Raw genomic sequence first — 18279 nt, 5'->3', positions numbered from 1 at the left:
TGGGAAACCGGATACGAGATTCGTGGGCGGAACGATGTCGCGGCGTGAAGCCGCTCCCACAGGGATTGAGGTGCGTTAGTTGGTGGTGTTTCGGGGGTAAGAAAAGTGGGCGGCGAGGGGGTGAAATTTCATTCATTCATCGGGACGAATGGATTTGGAAGACGTTGTTTATAATTGCGTTGCGAAATGGTGATTCGCTGCGCATCAGGGGTGCCCTTTGCCGCTGGCGAAGCTGTTTTCTAACCCCTCTTTCGCATGCATTTGGAATACCTGACCCTGGGCGTTTACTTCGTGTTGCTGATCGTGATCGGCATGGCTTTCACGCGGTTCAACCGCAACTTGAGCGACTACGTGCGTGGTGGGGCCAAGGGGACGTGGTGGATGGTCGGCACGAGTATGCTGATGGCGGGCATCAGCGCGTTTACCTTCACCGGCAACGGGTCGGCGGTGTTTGCGGCGGGTCCATCGGCGTTGATCATCTACGTGGCCAATGTGACGGGATTCATCATCGGCGGCCTCTTTTTGGGGCGCTGGCTGCGGCAGAGTCGGGGTTACACGTCGGCCGATTTGATCCGCATGCGCTTCGGCGTGGGCGCGGAGCAAACGATGGTGATCACGGGCGCGATTCTGAATCCGCTCTCGGCCGCGGTGCAGTTGTGGGCGTTGGCGGTGTTTGTGAGTGCGGCTTTTGGATTTCCGCTCACGACCATGATCGTGCTGATCGGCGTGATCACGGTGGCCTACTCGACGTCGGGTGGCATGTGGGGCGTGATGGCGACCGACGTGGTGCAGGGCGTGATCCTGTATGGCATGACGGTGATGATGGCCATCCTGTGCGTGGTGGAGGTGGGCGGCGTGGGCGGCTTCATCACGCAGTTTCAGGCGATGCAGGCGGAGGGGAGCTTTGCCTTTGTGAAGCCGGCTGGGGCGTTTCCGCAGGACAAATACACCCTGCTGTGGATCGCGATGGTTTTCGTGATTCAGATCGTGTCGCAGATCAACCTGACGGCGGGTAACAAATACCTGGCGGCGAAGGACGGGCGCGAGGCGTCGCGGGCGAGTTGGTTTTGCATGAGCCTCATGGCGATCGGCGCTGTGGTGTGGTTCATCCCGCCGATGGTGGCGCGCTTCCTTTACGCCGATCAGGTGATGGCGACCAACCTCGATGATCCGGCGACGACGGCCTATGCGGTGGCGGCGATGAACGTGCTGCCCAACGGGCTGTTGGGTGTGATGATCGCGGCGATGTTCTCGGCCACGATGAGCAGCATGGATTTCGGCATGAACACGACGACGGGCGTGATCGTGAACAACCTGTGGCTGCCGTTGCGGCGCTGGCGGGGGAAGGCGGACCTGTCGGACAAGGCGCAGCTGTTGCTCTGTCGCTCAATCACGTTGGCGCTGGGGGCGATCATCATCACGATGGCGATCCTGCTGTCGCGGCAGACGCGGTTTGTGTTGTTCGACGCGTTTTTGGTCATCGGCTCGGTGATCACGGTGCCGCTCACGCTGCCGCTGGTGGCGGGCATTTTTGTGAAGCGCATGCCGGGCTGGCACTACTTCGTTATGGTGCTGGGCGGGCTGATTCCGTCGGTCTGGTCTTTGATTGATGAAAAGATGAGCGGCGAAGTGTGGTCGGTGCAGGACCGCAGTCTGGCGGTGTTGATCGGGGCGGTGGTGGCGCTGCTGATCGCGCAGATTTTCCGCGCGAAGCGTTCGGCCGCCGATCGGGACCGGGAAGCCTCGTTCTGGGAGCGGGTGCATACGCCGATCGATTTTGCGAAGGAAGTGGGCACGGGGCTCGACGGCGCGCAGGCGCGCATCACGGGTAATCTGGTGCTGCTCACCGGGGCCTTGATCCTGGGCTTTCTGCTGGTGCCCAACGGATTGGCGGAGCGCCTCACCATCCTAGGCCTGGCGTTTTTTGCGATGGGTTGCGGGGCCGCGCTGCGTTGGGGGCCGGGGCGTCACGTCGAACCGGAGGAGTAGGCCGCGGGCGATTGAACTCCGCGATTGCGCCCTGGCGGACAGGGCGCGAAGGTGCGCGCTTGCCCCGCGACGGGGCGTTTTGTCGCCATGAAGGTATCGTTTACGCAGAAGGAATTCGCCCGGTTGATCGAGCTCGTGCACCTCGGGATGCGCACGGTCATGTCGCGGCAGGGATCGGAGTCGCCCCACTTTGAGCGTTACGCCGGCATCGAGCAGAAGATCCTGGGTCTGGCCGAGGTGTTTGGCTGCAGCGACATGGTGGATGTGGGGGGCAATGGCCAACTGGTGCCGGCGGCGAAAATCGATGAGAACGAGCGCCTGCGCAAACTGTTGGGCGAGGCGGACAATGACATTTTCTGGCACGAGTTGGTGGCGCGGTTGGCCGACCGCGATCTCGGGGTGGAGCAGACGCTGTCCGCGTTGTCGGGCAAGGACGGTCCGCCGATCAACGCCGATGCGCGCCTGAAGGAGATCGAGGACGCCTATTGGGCGGAGTTTGAGAAACACGATCTGGCGCGGGTGCTGGTGCTGGCGGCCGGGCGGGGCTGAGGCGGCGCTTTCGTGCCGCCAGTTCAAGAGAGAAGGTTAAGGGCGGGGTTCGTGCCGCGGATCGGGGCTCGCGGCTAAAGTGGAGCCGGGGCTGTGCCGATGGGGAGTGGGTCTCCATCCCAGTATGCACACTACCGACAACGTCCTGGTGCCGCTACCCGGCCTCATGTTGCCGCCCGATCTTCCGTGGCGGACGGAGTTCGTGGCGCTCGTGCAGGAGCATCTGTTGCGCATGGGATCAGGTCAGGTCTTCGAGCCGCCGCGCTTCTTTGGTTACTACTTCAAAGATGGTGATCCGGTGGCCGTGGCGGGACCGTGGACGGTGTTGCTGGATCCGGTGGCGCCGCTCATCAACGTGCCGGACTCGCTCGACATGCTCACGCATGGGCAGTTCGACGTGATGACCACGGGCACGGAGGAGCCGGATTTTGTGCTCATCCATGATCGTCGGGATGGCGCGTGCTGGTTGTGGCGTTATCGCTTCGGCATGCGTTTTGTGATGGCGCAGGATCCCATGCTCGAAGAGGGCGGGGACAAGCGCGCGGCGTAAGACGAACGGCCTTAGGCTTTGCAAAATGCCCTAGCGGCTCTCTACTCGGGCTCACGTTCGCCGTGGCTCTTGCCGATTGTTGCCGCGGTGGCGCTTACGCGCTTGTGATGAACCAGCCCCATCGACGTTCCATGGCGAAGAAGGTCGCGCTCACCTATCTGGTGGCGACGACCCTGTGGATCCTACTATCGGATCGTCTCGTGGCCGCGTTGTTCGGACACGATCAGCAGCTCTTGGAAATGGCGCAGACGGTGAAGGGCATGGGCTTCGTCCTGGTGATGACCGGTCTCCTGTTCGTGCTCGTGAAGCGGATGAATCGGCTGGAGGACCGGTTTAAGCAGATGGAGTCGATGTTGGCGGTGTCGGAAAAGCTGGAGGTGGTGGGCAGCTTCGCGGCGACGACGGCGCATGATCTCAACAACATGCTGATGGTCGTGCGCGGCATGACCGAGCTGGCGAAACTCGACCAACAGAGCGGCGAGCCGCTGCCGCCGGCGCGTTTGGAAGAAATCGAAGGCGCGGTGGTGCGGGCGAGTGAGCTGGTGCGCCAGCTCTCGGCGTTTGTGCGCGGGAGCGGCGAGGAGCTCACCGAGACGGAAGCGGGCGTGTTGCTCCGCAGCTTCAACCCGCTGCTACAGCAGGCGGCGTCGAAACACCTGGTGCTGGAGTTTTCGGTGCCGAAGCAGTTGGGCACGATCTGCGTGAATCCCTCGGCTCTCGAGCAGGTGTTGCTCAACCTGCTGGTCAACGCGCGCGATGCGTTGGCGGGTCGCGCCGGCGGTCAGGTGAAGTTGACGGCGGAGCGTTGTGAGCTGGATCAGCACATGTCGGTGTTTTGTGGGCGGCCCCGCTCGGGTGAGTTCGTGAAGATCTCCGTGCGGGACAACGGCCCGGGGATTCCGCCCGACCAGCGGGTGCAGGTGTTTGAGCCGTTTTTCACCACCAAGCAGCCGGGTCAAGGCACCGGCTTGGGCCTGGCTTCGGTCATGCGCACCATGCAGCAGCACGACGGCTGGGTGGAGTTGGATTCCGAGGTCGGAGTGGGCTGTCACTTCGCGCTTTTCTTCCCGGTCGTCGAGGTGGGCGAGACGGCCGCAGTGGCGTAGAAATGGGTAGTGGGCTGGCATTGCCAGAGAGGAGTTGAGGGTTCATGCCGCTGGGAATCGTGCCGCATCCATCTCTCACCAACCCCTTTTTCCTGCCGATCTGGTTCGAGCTGGCGGCTGTGATCCTGCTGTCGATGACCGCCGGCATCGTAGCGATGAAGCGCGGCTACGATGTGGTGGGCGTGGCGGCGCTGGCGCTGCTGGTGGGACTGGGGGGAGGTTTGATTCGCGACGGCATTTTTATTCAGCAAGGCCCGCCGGGCGTGGTGACGAATCCACTCTACATCCAAGGGGCGTTGTTGGGCGCGGCGGTCGGGGCGCTGTTGGGGGATCGGGTGGAGCGGTTTCGCCGGGTGATCGCGGCGGTCGACGCGCTCGCGCTGGGGGCTTACGCGGCCTTTGGCGTGCAGCGGGCGCTCGGCTCGGGGCTGCCGATTCCGGCGGCGATTCTCATCGGCGTGGTGACGGCGGTGGGCGGTGGTCTCTTGCGTGACGTGATCACCAACGAAGAGCCGCTGGTCTTCCGGCCGGGGCAGTTTTACGCGCTGGTGGCGCTGGCGGCCTCGACCTTGTTTGTCGTGCTCACCGTGGAGCTGGCGATCCGGCCGACGTGGTCGGCGGGCATCGTGATCGTGCTCACCTTCGTCTTTCGGGTGCTCACGATTGTTTTCAATTGGAAGACGGCGCCACTCGCCCCGCCGCCGCAGGCGCCACCCTCGATCTAAGACAGGGCTGGGCAAAAAAAACCGTGCCGCCTCGCAGAGGAGAACGGCACGGGTTGCGGAGGGGATGTCGGGCGTAAAGCCCGACCCACATCATGCATATATAACCTATTTGTGGGTCGGGCTTTACGCCCGACATCGTTCCTTGGCGGTGGCCGGTTTAGCCGACGCGCGGGAAGTGATGGGTGGGTTTGGCCGCGGACGGGGATTCGCCGGTGCGCGACACAAACTCGGGAGCGAGCCAGGCGTCGGTCACGGCGTTTACCCAGCGCAGCCAACGCCGGAAAATTGCTTTCATAACAGTAATTTAAAGAGGGGGTTAGGAGGGATTGTCACCTAATGGGTGACAACTTTGGGGGGGCGAGTGGCCCCCGCGCCACGGGGGATAGCGGGGGCCACGGAGGACGATGGCTGGGGCTCAGGCGATGATGGCGTCCCAGAGCGAGAGGATCTCGAGGTCGGCGCGGAGGCGCTTTTCACCGGCTTCGCGGAGCTGGCGGGCGCGTTCGCGGGAGACGCCGAGTTCCCCTCCGATAAGATCGAGCGTGGCTTCCTCGAGGTGATAACGACGGACCGCGTAGGCCTGCTTGGGCGGCAGGCGGTCGAGGGCGTCGCTCAGCCGTTCCATGAGGTCGCCGGACTCGGCGCGGGCGGCCGGGCAGGGCGAGGCGGGATCGGCGAGGTTCTCATCGAGGACGGGCGTGCCGGCTTCCTCGGCCGCGAGGTCGGCGAGGGCGTTCTCAACCTCGGGCAGCGAGTAGTTGAGGGCCTCGGCGATCTCGAAGGTCGAGGGTGTGCGGCCCAGCTCGTGGGTGAGCTGGTGCTCGACCCGGGAGACGGCGCGGGCGCGCTCGCGCCTACGGCGGGCGAGCGGGTCGAGCCGACGGAGTTCGTCGAGCATGGCGCCGCGGACGCGGACGAAGCAGAAGGCGCGGGCGTCTTCGCGGGAGCCGCGGAAGCGGCGGGTGGCCCGCATGAGGGCTTCGCGGCCGGCGGAGGCGAGGTCGTCGCGGTCGACGTGGGCGGGGAGGCGCGGCGCGAGGCCGGCGAGGGCGCGGTCAACCAAATCGAGCAGCGCGACCGGGTCGGGCGGGCGGCTACATTCGGCGGGAGGCGCAGGACAGAGAGAGCTGGGTGTGATCATGGTGCGAAACGCCCGCCGGGAGGTTTCACGAGGTCCACTTCAGTTGGGGGGTGGTCTCGTCCGGAGGTGGGTTTCGCGGGCAAAAATAAACCCACTTCCGGGCGGGAAGTGGGCGGTGTGAGCGGCGAAAATCGTTGTTCGCTTGGGTTAAGTTACACCACTTCCCTGGTTGTTGCGGCCGTGCTTGGTGACGGATACGAGTCGGTTGCGACGGGCGCAGAGATCTCGTTGGAGCCAACCAAAACCGGTGACGGCTTTACCCTTGGTCATCGGGCACATCACGGCCGCCGGCAGCATGGACATGTTGGTAATGTCAGTGGCGTAGGTCATGAAAGGTGCGGGAGGAGGAGGGTGAGGGAAGTGAAGTAGGTTCGCCCGGGTTAACGGCGGTGCGGTGCGGGCGATCAAGGGGGGTATGAGAAATTTTTTGAGAAAATGGAATCCCGAAGATCCCGCGGCAGGTTACGACTTCGCTTTGGCGGTGGTCTTGGCCTTGCGGGCGGGGGCTTTGGCTTTGGTTTTTACGGGCGCGGCGGGCGCTTTCGGCGGGCAGGTTTCGCCGGCGAACCAAGTGCCTTCGACGTAGGTGGTGGTGGGGATTTCCGGGACGCCGTATTTGTTATAGTGGAGCTGGCCGGCGAGGATTTCGACGGCGAGTTGGCCGACGACCTCGTGGTTTTGGCGGACGCCGGCGGTGTGGCCGTCGAACTGATCGAGGAAGAGGTCAACGAAGGCGACGTCCTGGGGGATACTGAGGCCGGTGGCGGCGAAGCAGGGTTCGACGAAGGAACGTTTGGAGAGAATGACGTCGGGTTGGTGCTTCTTGAACCACGTCTTGAAGGAGCCGGCGGGGGCTTCGACGTGAGCTTTGCTTTCGGACATCCAGGCCTCGACGGGCTCGGCGTCGGGGAAGACAAACATGGGCACGCGCTCGCTTTCGGGGTAGAGCGATTGCTCGGCCATGAAGCCGGCGGTCCAGAGGCGATCGACGCTGTGGTCCCAGCCGCGGTGCATGACGCAGCCGATGCGTTTGTAGCCGAGTTCGCGGGCCTGACGCATGGCTTGGCGGATGATGGCGCACTGGTCGTTGGTGACGTTGTGCAGCTCGGGCTCGTGGGGGAAGTAGTCGATTTTAACCGCGGAGAAGGAGGACCAGTCGAAGTGCAGGGCGACGTCGGCTTCGCGGCGGTGGGAGGCGATGATGAGGCCGTTGATGCCGCGGGTTTGGAGGATCTTGCTCATCCGGGTGTGGGTGAGGCCGGGTTCGCCCATCCAGAAGTGTTCGAGGTTGAAGCCGAGCTCTTTGGACTTCGCTTGGGCGCCGGCGTAGAACTCGGGGTGGGCGGTGACGTTTTGCCAGCCGAGGCGGGTGCTCCAGTTGGTGAGGTAGGCGAGGGTGGGGGGATTGCGGCGGGCCATGACCTTGCCGCGATAGGCGACGAGGGCTTGGAGCACGGGGTCGGGCTGGTAACCGAGTTCGTTGGCGATCTTCTGAATCCGTTTGCGGGTGCGCTCCGGCAAACGGGGGTGATTGCGCAAGGCGAGGGACACGGTGGTGACGTGCACACCGGCCTGTTTCGCGATGTCGGAAAGGGTGACGCGACGGGGGGCAGACATGGTAAGGGGAGGGCGAAAGGGGGTGGGGGTGAGGCGCGGCGATGGAGTTTGACCGCGAGGGCGAGCGCAAGACACACTGGGTTTTTGACAGGAGTCAAATGTTAGTATGGTCGGCGCGTTGAGAGCCCGTCGGCTGCGCCGGTTCATCGGCGTCCCGCTCCAGCCCCTGAGCAACCCCTCTCGCTTATATCACCATGAAGTCACGTCACTTTGCGGGCATCCCGCAGATCCCCTTCGAAGGCACTGGCACCGACAACGCGCTGGCCTTCCGTCACTACAACCCCGACGAGGTCATCGACGGCAAGACGCTCAAGGACCACATGCGGTTCTCGATCGCCTACTGGCACTCCTTCCGCGGCGTCGGCAGCGACCCCTTTGGTCCCGGCACGATCGTGCGTTCGTGGGAGTCCGGCAAAGACCCGGTCTCCGTGGCCAAGAAGCGCATGGATGCGGCCTTTGAGTTCTTCCAAAAGATCCAGGCCCCCTACTGGTGCTGGCACGATCGCGACATCGCGCCGGAAGGCAGCTCGCTGAAGCAGTCCAACAAGTATCTCGATGCCATCGTTGCCCACGCCAAGAAGTTGCAGGCGCAGACCGGCGTGAAGCTCCTCTGGGGCACGGCCAACATGTTCAGCAACCCGCGCTTCATGTGCGGTGCGGCCACCAACCCCGACGCCCACGTCTTCGCCTACGCCGCGGCGCAGGTGAAGAAGGCCCTCGAGTGCACCCTCGAGCTCGGCGGTGAAAACTACGTCTTCTGGGGCGGCCGCGAGGGTTACGAGACCCTGCTCAACACCGATCTCAAGCGCGAGCAGGACCACCTCGCGGCGTTCATGCACATGGCCCTCGATTACGCCAAGGAGATCGGCTTCACCGGCCAGTTCCTGATCGAGCCGAAGCCGCGCGAACCCACCAAGCACCAATACGACTTCGACGTCGCCAGCGGCATCGCGTTCCTGCGCACCTACAAGCTGGACAAGAAGTTTAAGTTCAACATCGAGACCAACCACGCCACCCTCGCCGGCCACACCTTCGAGCACGAAATCGAAGTCGCCGCCGCGGCCGGCATGCTCGGCTCGATCGACGCGAACACCGGTGACACGCTGCTGGGTTGGGACACCGACCAATTCTCCACCGACGTCAAGGGCCTCACCCTCGCCATGGTTTCGATCCTGCGCGCCGGCGGCCTTGGCAGCGGCGGTTTCAACTTCGACGCCAAGGTGCGCCGTCCGTCCATCGACAAGGAGGACCTGTTCTACGCCCACATCGGCGGCATGGACGCCTACGCGCTGGCCTTCAAGACGGCTCGCAAGATCCTCGCCGACGGCAAGCTGAGCGGCTTCGTGAAGGACCGCTACAGCAGCTTCGACAAGGGCTTCGGCAAGGACATCGAGAAGAAGAAGATCGGGTTCAAGGACCTCGAGAAGATCGCCTTCAAGCTCGGTGAACCGAAGCCGGTCTCGGGACGTCAGGAGTATCTCGAGAATCTCCTCAACACCTACCTGCACGGCTAAGCGCCGTTGAGCCTTTCGAGGGGCGCCCGTCACAGGGCGCCCCTTTTGTGTGTTACCCCTCACCACCCCGGGTTCGCGGCGGAACCCCTTTCTCTACCGCCGATCTTATTTTCTCCATCTCCCCCCCTTCCCCTTTTTGACCCCACCCCCACCGCATGAGTGATACCACCAATGTGAAGCTCTCCTTCCGGGAGAAGTTTGGTTACAGTCTCGGCGACGCTGGCGCGAACTTCGTCTTCCAGATGATGATCGTCTTCCAGACGGCCTTTTACACCGACGTCATGGGCATCGGTGCCTCGGCCGTCGCCTGGATGCTGCTGCTGGTCCGCTTCAGCGACGCGATCACCGACCCGATCATGGGTGCCATCGCCGACCGCACCAACACCCGTTGGGGCAAGTTCCGCCCGTGGCTTTTGTGGTCGGCCATCCCCTTCGCGTTGCTCTTTGTCGCGGCCTACTCGGTGCCGGACGGGCTGAGCCCGAGCGCCCGCCTCTGGTATTCAGTATTCACCTACACGGTGCTGATGATGGCCTACACCATGAACAACGCGCCGTATTCCGCGTTGAACGGGGTCATGACCTCCAACAGCAGCGAACGCACGAGCCTGTCGCAGTATCGTTTCTTCTCTGCCATGGTCGCGGCCTTCGTGGTGCAGGGGCTCACCCTGCCGTTGGTCAACAAGCTCGGTGACGGCGACGACGCCAAGGGCTGGATGCTCACCATCAGCCTTTTCGCCACCATTGCGGTGGTGTTCTTCGTCATTACCTTCTTCAGCGCCAAGGAGCGCGTGGAGCCGCCGAAGGGCCAGAAGCCCGACCTCAAGCAGGACTTCAAGGACATCAGCAAAAACGTGCCGTGGATCGCCATGTTCTGCATGACGCTCTTTGTCTTCATCACCCTCGCGGTGCGTGGTGGTTCCCAATATTACTACTTCACCTATTTTGTGGATAGCGACGCACTCACAGCGTTCGTGAATAAGGCGGGACTCTTTGCCTCGGCCGCGACTGCCGACAGCCTGTCCTTTGGCGGGCGTATCCTCGATCTCTTCGGTTTGATCGTGAAGGAAGGCGATAACCCGACAGCCGTCGGTTTCTCGCTCTTCAACATGACCGGCAGTCTGGTGAATGTGCTGGGCGTGCTGATGGCCAAGCCCTTGGCCGACCGCTTCGGTAAGAAGACGGTGTTCATGGTCGGTCTCGCCGGCGCGGCCTTCTTCCAAGCCTCCTTCTTCTTTGTCGGCGCGGCCTCGGTAACGACCATGTTTGCCCTCACCTTCCTCACCAGCCTCTGCTACGGCCCGACCATTCCGCTGCTCTGGGCGATGATCGCCGACTGCGCCGACTGGGGTGAGTGGAAAAACAACCGTCGCGCCACCGGCTTCGTGTTTGCCGGCATCGTGTTTGCCCTCAAGGGCGGCCTCGGCATCGGTGGTGCCATCACCGGATGGCTGCTCGCCATGTATGGTTATCCCGAACAGGGCGACCTGACCCCGGCCTGGATGGAAGCCATTGCCGCCCAAGGTTTGGCGCAGGACTCCGCCGCGGCGAAGCAACTGCTGGACGCCATGGTCTTCGAAGCGCGTTCCGCAGATGGACTGCTCATGGGCTATCGCCAGATGATCGGTTTCTTCTCCGGCGGCTTCTTCTTCCTCGGTGTGATCTGCATGTTCTTCTATCCGATCTCCAAGCAGGTCGCCATAGAGATGAGCGACGAACTGGAAAAGCGCCGCATCGCTGAAGGCAACCAACCGGCCGAAGCTTGATCGCTCAGGTCGGAGTAACCGGAATCCTCCTTATGAAACGTTATCTGCTGGCAGCTCTGCTCGCCGGCGTCGGTGCCACCTCGGTTATGGCCGAGGATGGTTACCGGCTCTGGCTGCGCTACGATCGGGTGGAATCCCGCGAAACCCGTTCCGATTACCGGGGCGCGGTGGAAGCCATCGTGGTGCAAACCCCCACCGGCGAAGCCTCGCCGACCATCGACGCCCTCAAAGCCGAGCTCGCTCGCGGACTTGATGGCCTCATCGGTCGCGACCCGACCGTGCACCTCGTCGCGGGCGAGACGCGCGACGACCTCGGCGCCGATGGCTACGCGCTCACCAACGTCACCGTCGATGGCGACGACGCCGTGCGCATCACCGCCAACTCCGATGCCGGCGCGCTCTACGGTGCCTTTGCGCTCCTGCGCAAAATGCAGCTCCGCGAGTCGCTCGATGCCCTCGACGAGGTTTCGGTGCCGAAGATCGACCGCCGCCTGCTCAACCACTGGGACAACCTCAACCGTTTCGTGGAGCGCGGTTACGCCGGCTTCTCGTTGTGGGAGTGGAACTACCTCCCCGACATTCTTTCGCCGCGTTACACCGACTACGCCCGCGCGCTCGCTTCGGTGGGGCTCAACGGCACCGTCGTCACCAACGTCAACGCCAACGCCCTCGTGCTCACGCCGGAATACCTCACCAAGGTCAAGGCGCTGGCCGACGTGTTCCGCCCCTGGGGTATCCGGATTTACCTTACAGCCCGCTTCAGCGCCCCGATGGAGATCGGTGGACTCGAAACGGCCGATCCGCTCGATCCCGCGGTGCAGGCCTGGTGGGACGCCAAGGTGGCCGAGATCTACGAGCACATTCCTGATTTCGGCGGCTTCCTGGTGAAAGCGAATTCCGAGGGCCAGCCCGGCCCGTGGGAATACGGCCGTGACCACGCCGACGGCGCGAACCTCCTGGCCAAGCCGCTCGCCGCCGCCGGCCGTGACGGCATCGTGATGTGGCGCGCATTTGTGTATGCCTTTGAGGACACGACCGATCGCGTGAAGCAGGCCTACAACCAGTTTGTCCCGCTCGACGGCAAGTTCGCCGACAACGTGCTGGTGCAGATCAAAAACGGTCCGCTCGATTTCATGCCGCGCGAGGCCTTTAGCCCGCTCTTTGGCGCCACGCCGCAGACCAACCAAATGGTCGAGCTGCAGATCACACAGGAGTATCTCGGCGCCTCCATCCAACTCGCTTACCTCGGCACCATGTGGGAGGAAGTGCTCGACCAGGACACCTACGTGGCGGGCGAAGGCTCGACCATCGGCAAGGTCGTCGACGGCAGCCTCTTCAACCATCCGGTGTCCGCCATTGCCGGCGTCGCCAACACGGGTGACGATCGCAACTGGACCGGCCATCCGCTGGCGCAGGCCAATTGGTATGCCTACGGTCGTCTCGCCTGGGATCACGAACTTGGTGCCCGCGACATCGCGACCGAGTGGACCGGCCTCACCTTTGACGCCGACGAGGAAGCCAGCACCCAGATCGTCGACCTGCTGATGGGTTCGCGCGAGACGGTGGTGAACTACTCCATGCCGCTCGGCCTGCATCACATCATGGAGCGCGGCCATCACTACGGACCGGGTCCGTGGGTGACCGGCGGTCGGGCCGACTGGACCTCGCCCTACTATCACCAAGCCGACGAGGTCGGCCTCGGCGCCAATCGCATCGCCAGTGGCACCAACGCCATCGAGCAATACGCGCCCGAGCTGCAGGAGCAGTGGGGCCAACTCGCGAATGTGCCGGACGAGCTGCTGTTGTGGTTCCACCACGTGCCGTGGGACTATGAAATGCGCAGCGGTCGCACGCTGTGGAACGAACTCGCGCTGCGCTATCAGCAAGGCGTCGACGAAGTGCGCGCCATGCGGGCAACGTGGGCGGACCTGCGCGGCGGGATCGACGAAGAGCGCTGGGACGCGGTGCGGCAGCGGCTCGCGTTGCAGGAAAAGGACGCGATCGAATGGCGCGACGCCTGCCTGTTGTATTTCCAGCAGTTTTCGCAGCGCCCGTTGCCGGAAGGCGTCGAAGCGCCGGCGTATGATCTGCAGCACTACATCGATGTGGACCGCCGCTTCTTCCCGGGCCATCCGGGAGATTATTGAGGCGAGGTTCGGATCCATCCGTTGTTGTAGCCGGGGTCGTTGACCCCGGTGCGATGGACGGGCGCGAGTTGCGATCGAGTTTGGTGTGGATCGCGATCGAACCGAACCGGGGTCGGCGACCCCGGCTACAGCGAGGCAGGTCGTCGGTCTCTTCATTCAGTCCAATGTTTTTCCAACGCCCTGATCGTTTGATCGGGGCGTTTTTCTTTACGGTTTTTCCTTAATGAAACCCCACCTGCTGCTCGCGGGCGTGTTGGCTCTTACCCCCTTTGCCAATGCCGCACCCCCTCCCGGCGGAGCCGCCCTCACCGGCGAGTATCCGAACCTCTTCAAAACCTACCTCGGCAAATCCGATGCGGAGGTTGAAGCGAAGCTGGCGGCGGCATTCGACCAGCTCTTTTACGGCGATCCGTTCACCGAGCGCATCTACTACATGGGCTCCGAGGACACCGCCTACCTCGCCGATGTGGGCAGCCGTGACGTGCGCTCCGAGGGCATTTCTTACGGGATGATGATCACGGTGCAGATGGACAAGCAGACCGAGTTCAACGCCATTTGGAAGTGGGCCAAAACCCACATGTTTTACGAGGAAGGTCCGCTGAAGGGTTACTTTGCTTGGCACCGTGATTACGATGGCGACATGACGCGCGCCGACGGCTCTGAGATCCGCGGTGCAGGTCCGGCCCCCGACGGGGAAAACTGGATGGTGATGGCGCTTTTCTTCGCGTCGCACCGCTGGGGTGATGGTGAAGGTATCTTCAACTACGGCCGCGAAGCGCAGGACCTGTTGAAGATGATGATTCACAAGGATGCGCCCAGCGAACATGGCGGGGTGAAGGCGATGTTCCATCCCGTGCACAAGCAGATCCGGTTTGTGCCGGAGGGTCCGGCTTCGGAGTTCACCGATCCGTCGTATCATACTCCCCACTACACCGAGCTCTTTGCCCGCTGGGCGGAGGATCCGGCTGACCGCGCCTTCCTCAAGGAAGTGGCCGCAACCAGCCGCCAACACTTCCGCGATGCGGCCGACCCGACCACCGGCATCATGCCGAACTACACCAACTTTGACGGCTCCGCGCTCGAGCGCTGGGGACGCGTCTTCGATGCCGATGCCTGGCGCACGCTGGGCTGGCCGGCGATGGACTGGTCGTGGTGGGGCGAAGACGAATGGATGGTCGAGCAGTCCAACCGCATACTGCGCTTCTACGCCTCGCAGCCGGCCGACGACTGGCCCGACAAGATGCAGCTCGACGGCACGGTGGAGCGTCGCGGTGGCATCGCCCCGGGGCTCACCGGCATGGCGGCGGTGGCCGCGCTGGCGGCCGATCCCGAGTTGGGCAAGCCGATGGTCGAGCGTCTCTGGAACATGGAGATGCCGAGCGACGTCGGTCGCGATACCGATGGCACCATGGCCGAAGGCGAGCTGCGCAGCTGGCGCTACTACGACGGGCTGCTGACGATGTTTGGGCTGCTGCATGCCAGCGGCCAATTCCGAGTTTATGGTCCGGTTTCACCCTGAGTGAGACCGACCCATAATGGTTGGGTGTAATGCTAGAGCCGGCACCGGGACAGCCCGGTGCCGGTTTCTTTTGGGCAAGAGGAAGGCCCGACGCGGCATGAATCGAATCGATGCCAAAATCGGCACATCAGAGATTCAGGCTGAGCCATAACTGACGCCGTGTCGGGTAGATACGAGGCGCAGTGCCGCAGCGTAAGTCATTTCTGGTCATGGGAATGTTACACTAGGGTTCAAGTGACGCGCAGCTGAACGCCGCCGGAATGGGTTAAGGTTACTAATGTCGAAGGTGTCTTCGAAGCAGTCGCATTTATGTGGAGTGCGGCGGTTCGGAGCTCCTTCGCGTTTTTCCTAAAACCTAATCCCGGAGCCCGTCTGTAATGTCCTTCAAACCCATCCTCAAACCGCTCGTCGGCTGCCTGCCGCTGGGCCTTATGCTCTCTTCGGCCAGCTTGGCCCAAACCGCGCTGGTCGACTTCGTCAGCGCCGATGCCGCGTCCGGCAATGTGTCGGTGGTGAGCCCCAGCGTGGGCAGTGATTTTACCGGCGCGGTGGCGGTCGAAACGGTCGCGCTCATTGACTATGCGACCGGCGCCACGACCGGCTGGACGCTCTCCATCACCCCGGAGGGCATGGAGTATCGCACCGGCTCGAGCAGCAAGGCGGCGGGCGAGGCGGTGACCGGTGGTGACGCGCTGGATACCTTTGACGCGGCGTATGGCGCGACCGGCGCCGAGCGGTGGGATGGCGTGATGCGGGCCGACGAGAATTACGGCGGCACGCCCAGCGTGACCTTTTTGTTCACCGGGCTGACTGCGAGTGCGACCTACGACCTCGCTTTCCTGCACAACTACCGCACTGGCACCTCGAGCGACAAGTATGCCACCGCCACGCTGACCAACCCGGACGGCACATTTGACGGTGCGAGCGTGAGTGCGCCGACGCGTTACAACGACGCGGGGGCGATGCTGGCTTTTGACGACGTCACGGCCGGCGTGGACGGCACCCTGAGTGTGACGGTCATGGCGTTCGATCCGGGCGTGAATCCCGACTTCTACCTGCAGGGCCTGAGTCTCACCGAGAACCTTTCAGCCGTGCCGGAACCGGCGGAGACGGCCGCGCTCATCGGACTCGTCGGCCTCGGGTTTGGGTTCTGGCGTCGGCGTCGCGCGACCCTCGCCGGCGGGTCCGCCGCGTAGATCGCATTGCCTCATTTAAGCCGGGCGCTCGGCTCAGTCCAACGGGAAGGGCGCCCAGGCTTCGTCGTCCTCGACCAGCGCCTTGATGGGCGGCGTATTCAGAATCTCGATCGGGAAATCCTCGGTGCGGAAGTTGAGGCGGTGGAGGTTGCTGCCGGGATACTTCAGCGCTTCGCGCACGGCTTCGGCGACGGCCTCGGGCGTGCTGAAGAACATGAGCCAGTAGGCGTCGACGGTGCGCCATCCCTCCCCGTCCAGAGCGTCGTTGAGTTGCTTTTGTTCGGCGACCAAGAGGTCGCGAAATACGGTCGCGCGCTCCTTGTTGCCGAGCAGGCAGTGGGCGCTGAAAAGGGAATTGAGCAGGCCGCGCTCCTCGGGGTTGGCGGCGAATCGTGCCTCGGCGTCCTCGACCCAGGGCCGCACCAATTCGCGGGCCTCATCGAGGCGGTCGGCCGAGAAGAGGGTGAAGGCTTTGGAGATCACCACATCGTTGTGCGTCGCGCCGGCGGGCGGATCGTCCAACATCGCGAGAGCCTCATCAAATTTGCCGACGGAGGTCAGGGCATTGACCCGGGCATACCAGAGCGGCTGCGGCACATCGCTGCGGATGGCGTCGAACTGCTCCAGAGCGTCCATCACCGGCTGCATGGATTCCTGTTTCAGCGACTGCAAGCGGGCGAGGTAGATCGTCTCGGTGAGGCTGGCGGGGATGACCTCGAGCACCCGCTGGTTGAGCTCAATGGCGCGGTCGTAGTGGCGCAGTTTTTCGTAGGTGCCGACGAGTCCGCGGAGCACGCTCACGTTGCGGGGATCGAGCTCGAGCGCCCTTTCGTGGAGGGCCACGGACTCGGCCCACTTACCCTCGCGGCGCCGGATGAAACCCATGGAAGCGAGGGCGTCGACGTGCTGTGGTGCGACGTCGAGCACCTGCTGGTAGTAGTCGGCGGCTTTGGCGTAGTCGCGGAAGCCGTAGTAGTGGTAGCTGCCGGCGTCGATTTTGACGGTGAGGTCGTCGGGATCGAGGGCGAGGGCCTTCTCGATGGCCTTGCGAGCGAGTTCGAGCCGCTCGGGCGAGGTGTCGAAATGCCAGAAATGGTTTTGGGCGTGGTTGACCGCGAGCAGCGACCAAGCCTGGGCAAAGCTGGGGTCGATGGAGACGGCCTGCTGGAGCAGGAGGATGCTGTCTTTCACGCGATCGGCATTGTTGCCGTTGCGTTCGGCGAGTTCGCGTTCGCGGAGGAAGAGCTCGTAGGCGGCGGGGTTGTCGGTCGGCGCGTGCGCGAGGGCGGCCTCCTGCTGGTCGGTGAGGGCGACGCGCAGAGCGTTGGCGATGGCCTTGGCGAGCTCGCCCTGGATGGCAAAAATGTCTTCGAGGCGGCGGTCGTAGGTTTGCGCCCAGATGTGTTCGTCGTTGGTGGCGTCGATGAGCTGGGCGGTCACGCGCACGTGGTCGCCGGCGCGGCGCACGCTGCCTTCGAGCAGGGTGCCGACGCGCAGCTCTTGGGCGATCTGACGCACGGGCTTCTCGGTGTTGCGGTATTGCATGACCGAAGTGCGAGAGACGACGCGGAGCTCTCCGATGAAGGCGAGGTTGGTGAGCAGGTCTTCGTGGATGCCGTCGGCGAAGAACGAATTCGCCGAGGCGTCGTCGCTCATGTTGGTGAAAGGCAACACCGCGATGCTGCGGCGGTCGATGGCCGGCGTGGTGGACTCGAGTTCCGCCGCGTCGGCGGTGGCGGTGCTGAGCGCCGGGGCGACATCGGCCGGGGGGGAAATCGTGGGAGGGGTGCTGTCGCCACGATCGGAGAAGATAGCCACGGAGGCGACCGCGACGATCGCGACGCAGACAATCAGCACCCAAGCGGGGAACGGGGCCTTGGCGGGCGCCGGAGAGGTTGGCGGAGTGCTGTTGGTCGCGTAGGACTGCGGAGCGTGGGTGCCGCTGCTCGTGTTGGCGGGCGGCGCGCCGCTGGCGAGGCTGCGCACCTGTTCCACAAAAGCAGGGGTGGGCGTGCCGCCGGGGAGGCGAGTCCACTGGGCGCGGGTGAAGGACTCCGGCACCGTTGCTTCGTATTCCGGGGTGTCGTCGATGACGACCGGCACGATGAAGGCTTTGCCCGGGGCCATGAGGTGGGAACGGTCGTCGGCCAGTTTCCATTCGAGGCGGAAGTAGGCCTCGTCGCGGGCCTCGGTGGTGCGGGAAATGATGGGAATGAAGAGGCCGCAGGCTTTGATGTTGTTGCGGATCTTATTGTCCCATTGGTCGCCGCCGCGCAGCTCGTTTTGATCAAACCACACCTCGAGCCCGAAGGCACGCAAGGCCTCGGCAATGGCGCGGACGGACTCGGCGTCTTCGTGCGCGTAGCTCAGAAAGATGGGTCGGGTGGAAGGCATGGGCGGGTGCTGGGGCAACCGGTGCAGCACAGGGAAGTCGGTTCGCCGGGCAAAGGTCAAGGCGTCGAG

General features: G+C 63.7%; 15 protein-coding genes. 10 read left to right on the top strand and 5 right to left on the bottom strand.

The features are described from left to right. Positions 1 to 255 precede the first annotated feature (255 nt). From K1X11_RS13905 to K1X11_RS13885, 5 genes are all read left to right on the top strand, one after another. Positions 256 to 1989 carry a sodium:solute symporter family transporter gene (locus tag K1X11_RS13905; RefSeq protein WP_221032721.1) on the top strand — a complete coding sequence of 578 codons (1734 nt, stop codon included), beginning with the start codon at positions 256 to 258 and terminating at the stop codon, positions 1987 to 1989. An 87-nt stretch (positions 1990 to 2076) separates the two neighbouring features. Next, the gene (locus tag K1X11_RS13900) at positions 2077 to 2538 is read left to right on the top strand and encodes a hypothetical protein (protein ID WP_221032720.1); all 462 of its coding nucleotides are present in this window, start codon (positions 2077 to 2079) and stop codon (positions 2536 to 2538) included. Between the two features lie 124 nt (positions 2539 to 2662). Then, positions 2663 to 3088: a hypothetical protein gene (locus tag K1X11_RS13895; protein WP_221032719.1), complete on the top strand. Its 426-nt coding sequence runs from the start codon at positions 2663 to 2665 to the stop codon at positions 3086 to 3088. Between the two features lie 107 nt (positions 3089 to 3195). Beyond that, positions 3196 to 4194 carry a sensor histidine kinase gene (locus K1X11_RS13890; RefSeq protein WP_221032718.1) on the top strand — a complete coding sequence of 333 codons (999 nt, stop codon included), beginning with the start codon at positions 3196 to 3198 and terminating at the stop codon, positions 4192 to 4194. Positions 4195 to 4253: 59 nt separating this feature from the next. After that, positions 4254 to 4919, top strand: coding sequence for a trimeric intracellular cation channel family protein (locus tag K1X11_RS13885; protein ID WP_324725984.1), 666 nt, complete (start codon positions 4254 to 4256; stop codon positions 4917 to 4919). 157 nt (positions 4920 to 5076) lie between these two features. Here K1X11_RS13885 and K1X11_RS13880 read toward each other — a convergent pair whose 3' ends face one another. From K1X11_RS13880 to K1X11_RS13865, 4 genes are all read right to left on the bottom strand, one after another. Next, a complete protein-coding gene (locus tag K1X11_RS13880; protein WP_221032716.1) occupies positions 5077 to 5214 on the bottom strand; it encodes a hypothetical protein in 138 nt (45 codons plus the stop codon). Positions 5215 to 5334: 120 nt separating this feature from the next. Next, entirely contained in the window at positions 5335 to 6060 is a 726-nt protein-coding gene (locus K1X11_RS13875; RefSeq protein ID WP_221032715.1) for a sigma-70 family RNA polymerase sigma factor, read from the bottom strand. A gap of 147 nt (positions 6061 to 6207) precedes the next feature. Then, positions 6208 to 6390, bottom strand: a complete 183-nt coding sequence (locus K1X11_RS13870) for a hypothetical protein (RefSeq protein WP_221032714.1) — start codon at positions 6388 to 6390, stop codon at positions 6208 to 6210. Between the two features lie 132 nt (positions 6391 to 6522). Next, positions 6523 to 7677, bottom strand: coding sequence for a LacI family DNA-binding transcriptional regulator (locus tag K1X11_RS13865; RefSeq protein ID WP_221032713.1), 1155 nt, complete (start codon positions 7675 to 7677; stop codon positions 6523 to 6525). A 194-nt stretch (positions 7678 to 7871) separates the two neighbouring features. Here K1X11_RS13865 and xylA point away from each other — a divergent pair, with 194 nt between their 5' ends. The 5 genes from xylA (at position 7872) to K1X11_RS13840 (ending at position 15816) form a co-directional block, all read left to right on the top strand. Beyond that, positions 7872 to 9191 (top strand): xylose isomerase, encoded by a 1320-nt coding sequence (gene xylA / locus K1X11_RS13860; RefSeq protein WP_221032712.1) that lies wholly within the window; start codon positions 7872 to 7874, stop codon positions 9189 to 9191. 155 nt (positions 9192 to 9346) lie between these two features. Continuing rightward, positions 9347 to 10954 carry an MFS transporter gene (locus tag K1X11_RS13855; RefSeq protein ID WP_221032711.1) on the top strand — a complete coding sequence of 536 codons (1608 nt, stop codon included), beginning with the start codon at positions 9347 to 9349 and terminating at the stop codon, positions 10952 to 10954. Between the two features lie 32 nt (positions 10955 to 10986). Then, a complete protein-coding gene (locus K1X11_RS13850) occupies positions 10987 to 13101 on the top strand; it encodes an alpha-glucuronidase family glycosyl hydrolase (protein WP_221032710.1) in 2115 nt (704 codons plus the stop codon). A gap of 223 nt (positions 13102 to 13324) precedes the next feature. Beyond that, positions 13325 to 14620, top strand: coding sequence for a family 8 glycosyl hydrolase (locus K1X11_RS13845; RefSeq protein ID WP_221032709.1), 1296 nt, complete (start codon positions 13325 to 13327; stop codon positions 14618 to 14620). A gap of 377 nt (positions 14621 to 14997) precedes the next feature. Then, the gene (locus K1X11_RS13840) at positions 14998 to 15816 is read left to right on the top strand and encodes a PEP-CTERM sorting domain-containing protein (protein ID WP_221032708.1); all 819 of its coding nucleotides are present in this window, start codon (positions 14998 to 15000) and stop codon (positions 15814 to 15816) included. A gap of 33 nt (positions 15817 to 15849) precedes the next feature. Here K1X11_RS13840 and K1X11_RS13835 read toward each other — a convergent pair whose 3' ends face one another. Then, entirely contained in the window at positions 15850 to 18210 is a 2361-nt protein-coding gene (locus K1X11_RS13835; protein WP_221032707.1) for a TIR domain-containing protein, read from the bottom strand. Positions 18211 to 18279: the final 69 nt, after the last annotated feature.

It is taken from the genome of Actomonas aquatica (genome assembly GCF_019679435.2).
In the GTDB taxonomy this organism is placed as follows: domain Bacteria; phylum Verrucomicrobiota; class Verrucomicrobiia; order Opitutales; family Opitutaceae; genus Actomonas; species Actomonas aquatica.
The sequence above is the reverse complement of the archived record's forward strand: the minus strand, read 5'-3'. Positions and strand labels throughout refer to the sequence as shown.